3 protein-coding genes are annotated in these 3,887 nt (G+C 71.3%); all 3 read right to left on the minus strand.

Going from position 1 to position 3,887, the window contains the following annotated elements:
- Positions 1–19: 19 nt before the first annotated feature.
- Entirely contained in the window at positions 20–2,455 is a 2,436-nt protein-coding gene (locus tag MJ783_RS12800; protein ID WP_239310647.1) for an ATP-binding domain-containing protein, read from the minus strand.
- Positions 2,456–2,635: 180 nt separating this feature from the next.
- Positions 2,636–3,544, minus strand: coding sequence for an FAD:protein FMN transferase (locus MJ783_RS12805; protein WP_239310648.1), 909 nt, complete (start codon positions 3,542–3,544; stop codon positions 2,636–2,638).
- Positions 3,541–3,887 (minus strand): FMN-binding protein (locus MJ783_RS12810; protein WP_239310649.1); only part of this gene is annotated, 347 nt, incomplete at its 5' end. The genes MJ783_RS12810 and MJ783_RS12805, both read right to left, overlap by 4 nt.

Consider the following 3,887-nt stretch of genomic DNA (forward strand, 5'->3'; position numbering starts at 1 on the left):
TGGGTCGGGTGGCGGTGGGTCAGGTGGTGCTGGGCGGTGGGTCCGCGGCCAGGCGGTGCAGCACCGCGGGCAGCTCATCGGTATGCAGCACGGTGAGTGTCTGGGTCGCCCTGGTCATGGCGACGTACAGGTCGGCCAGCCCGCGCTGTGAAGCGGCGACGATCGCGGCTGGCTCGACCAGGATGACCGCGTCGAACTCCAGGCCTTTGGCCTCCGTCACAGTGAGGATCACGACAGTGGCGGCCAGCATGTCCGCGTCACCGGGCATACCGCCAGCCGGCACGGTCGTGAACGCCGCGCGGACGGCTTCGACGAGATCCGCTGGGCAGATCACCGCGACCCGGCCGTCGCCGACGTCCTCGGCGGCGTGACCGGCCGCGTCCATGACCGCGCTCACCAGGGCGCCGGTGCCAGTACCAGTACCGGTGCCCGTGCCGACGCGCAGCGCGACGGGATGCCGCCCGGTGGTACGCACCGAACGCGGTGGCCGCGCGACCGGGTCCTGCGCGGCGAGCACGTCAGCGGCTACGTCCATGATTTCGAGCGGGGTCCGGTAGTTGACGGTGAGGTGCTCCGCCCGCCACCTGTCCCCGATATGCGGGGCCAGCGCTTCGGCCCAGGAACGGGCCGCGCCCGGAGTCGCGGCCTGGGCGAGGTCACCGACCAGGGTGGCCGACCGCATCGGGCAGCGCCGCCACAGCAGCCGCCACAGCATCGGCGACACTTCCTGGGCCTCGTCGACGATGAGATGGCCGAACGTCCAGGACCGATCCCCGCGAGCGTGGTCGACGGCACTGCGTCGTGCCCGGGAGCCCGACCACCGCTCGGCCATGCCCGTCGCCACCGCCTCCGCGTCGACCAGCCCGGTGAGGCCGAGGCCGTCGAGGACGTCGAGGGCGTACGCCTGTTCGGCGCGCCGTTCCCGGTCCGCCTCCCGCTCGGCGCGCTCGGCGACGTCGGCGTCGGGATCGCCGAGCAGCTCGGCGGCCTCATCGAGCAGCGGCACGTCGGCCGGCGTCCATGCGGCTGCGGTGTCGGGCGGGCGGTGCAACAGGTGCTGCTCGTGCTTGGTCAGCTTGGCGGCGGCCGCGGCGGTGGCGAGCCGGGCGGGTGTGGCGAACAGATCGGCGAGCAACGCCTCGGGGGTCAGCCGCGGCCACATCGCGTCGATGGCCGCCCGGACTCCCTGGTCGGCGTGCAGGTAGGCGGCGATCTCCTCCCGTTCGTCGCCGTCAAGCAGGCCACCGGCAAGGTTCGCGACCACCTGGTTGGTGAGGGCGGCGATTGTCTCCCGGACAAACACCCGCCGGGCCATGTTGTGCGGACGGCGGCTGCGCCGTGCCCGGGTGCGGGCATTCTCGACAGCGCGGCGCTCAAGACGGAGCACGGCGCCGTCGTAGGGGACGTCCACATCGTGTGCCGGGACCTCCTGGCGGGCCTTCACCGCCTCGGCCACCAGCCTGGCCATCCGCAGATCCCCCTTGAGGGCGACGACGCGGCCGTCCTCGTCGCCGACGGCGTCGACGCCGGGGAACAGCCGGCTCGGGGTCGCGAAAACCACACCCGTCTCACCGAGGGAGGGCAGCACCTGTTCGATGTAACGCAGGAAAATCGGGCTCGGGCCGACCACCAGGAGGCCGGAGCGGGCGAGCCGTTCCCGTTCGGTGTAGAGCAGATAGGCGGCCCGGTGCAGGGCCACCGCGGTCTTGCCGGTGCCCGGTCCGCCGTCGACGATCAGGACGCAGGACGAGTCAGCGCGGATCACCGCGTCCTGCTCGGCCTGCAACGTCGCGACGATGTCGTGCATACGGCCGGAGCGGGGTGCGGACAGGGCCTCCAGCAGCGGCCCGTCACTGCTTGATCCGTTTGATCCGCCGGCGAAGCCGTTCCGCGCGCCCGCGATGTCGAGCACGTCGTCGGTGAATCCGCTGATCTCCCGCCCTTTGGCACGTAGGTGCCGGCGCCTGCGCAGGCCGTGCGGGTTGGCGAGGGTCGCTTGGTAGAAGGTGGTGGCCACCGGGGCCCGCCAGTCGACCAGCATGGGCTCGTGCTCGTCGTCGGAAAGACCGATACGCCCGATGTAGACACGCTGGTGGTCGGCACGGCCCAGCGGGCTGTGATCCAGGGCGCCGGAGTTCGGCGCGCCGAGCTCCATGGCACCGCCACCTGCGGCGCCGTCGTCTATCGCGTCTATCGCGTCGTCATCTATGGCACCGAAGTCCATCGCGCCGAAACACAGCCGTCCCTCGGCGGCGTCGAGCTGGCCGATCCGGTCGGAGTACGCGGTGGCGAAGGCATCCCGCTCGACCCGTGACTGCGGGGTGCCGGTGCCCGGTTCCAGCAGCACGGCGCGCAACTGCTCGCGGGTCCGGTCGCGCAGGTCGTCCAGCCGGCTGTACAGGGTGTCGACATATTTCTGTTCGCAGGCGAGTTCCTGCTCGTACGTGGTCGGCACCTGGGTCCCTCCCGGCTTGTGCGGTGTGATTGCGCCGGCCGCGTGATTACGCTCCGTTCGTGGACATCCGCACGGGCGTTGGGAACGGCGAGACGAACGTCGAGCTTATGCGGCCGTGCCTCCGGGTGTTCGACCCGTTGGTCAGGGACGGGGTCACAGCGTTGCTCTCGCTACCGCCAGTCACGTGTCAGCGGTCGGCTGTCGCTGCCCATCGGGTGTGGACCGCCGCGCGGGCTCGGCCCCGCCGAATCCGGGCGTGGCGTGCCGCGCGCCGTCCGCGGTGACCACCAGAGCCGCTGTCCGGTCCAGGCCCGCGAGCCATGCCAGCGCATCGGAGCCGCGGGCGAACGCGGCGGTCGCATACACGTCCGCCCACATCAGTGATGGACCGGTAACCGTCACCGCCAGCAGGTCCGAACTCGCGGGCCGGCCTGTCCTCGGATTCATGATGTGCGCGCCACGCGCCGCGCTGCCTGAGGTCGCCACCCCACCCGAGCGGACGGGCACGGTGGCGAGCACGCGCGTGCTGTCGAAAGGATCACAGATTCCGACGTTCCAGGCCGGGGACACCGGGTCGGCCACGTACGCGGCGATGTCCCCGCCCGCGCTCAGGTAGTAGTCGTGGCCGTCGATCGCTGTCAGCCTCGCCGCGGCACGCTCGACCGCCCAGCCCTTGACCAGCCCGGACGGGTCGAACCAGCGGCGGCCGGCGCTGGCTCCAGCGGCGGTCCCGGTCCCAGCCGTGGTCCCAGTCCCGGTCGGATGGCCGGGCGCCGGTAGCTCGGCGCTGAAGTAGCCGTCGGTGCGCCGGGTGGCCTCGGCGCACAGGTCCGCGACCTCCTGGACAAGGGGGTCACAGGCGTCCAGGCGCAGTTCGCCCCGGTTCAGCCTCATGATCTCGCTGTCCGCTCGGTAGGTGCTGAACAGGGCGTCCACCGTGCGCAGGTGGGCGAAGAGCGCTGTGACGAGCTGTTCGACGGCGCTGTCGCCGGCCGCTCGGGGTCCGCGCAGGTGCAGGCTGACGGGCATGCCCATGATCTGCTCGACCCACGCCCGCCGGGACATCGACCCCGCTGCCCAGGCAGTCATGACAGGTGTGCCGCGTCGATGGCGGACTGTAGCGAGCGAATGTAGCCGTCGCTGGTGACGGTCGCGCCGCTGACTACATCGATCTTCGCGTTCTGGGCGGCCACAGCCTCGGAGTTGAGGATCGGGATCGCCACCCGGTTGATCTCCACGTCGCGCGGGTTGTGGTCCGGCACCTGAACGGTCCCGGCGTTGACGATCCGGCCGGCGTTGACAGTGATCTGTACCTGGACGACACCCCACCTGGTGTTGACCTCGGATCCCGTCAGCGTCGTCGATCCGCTGGAGACGCCGCTGGAACCATCGCCAGAGCTGCCGCCGGAGCTGGTGACCGCCGTCGCAGCCA

Origin of the sequence: Protofrankia sp. Cj3, assembly GCF_917627355.1 — a bacterium.
Classification (GTDB): domain Bacteria; phylum Actinomycetota; class Actinomycetes; order Frankiales; family Frankiaceae; genus Protofrankia.

Coding starts and splice junctions, on each gene's coding strand:
- MJ783_RS12805 (WP_239310648.1), bottom strand. CDS start 3,544: ATGACTGCCTGGGCAGCGGGGTCGATGTCCCGGCGGGCGTGGGTCGAG.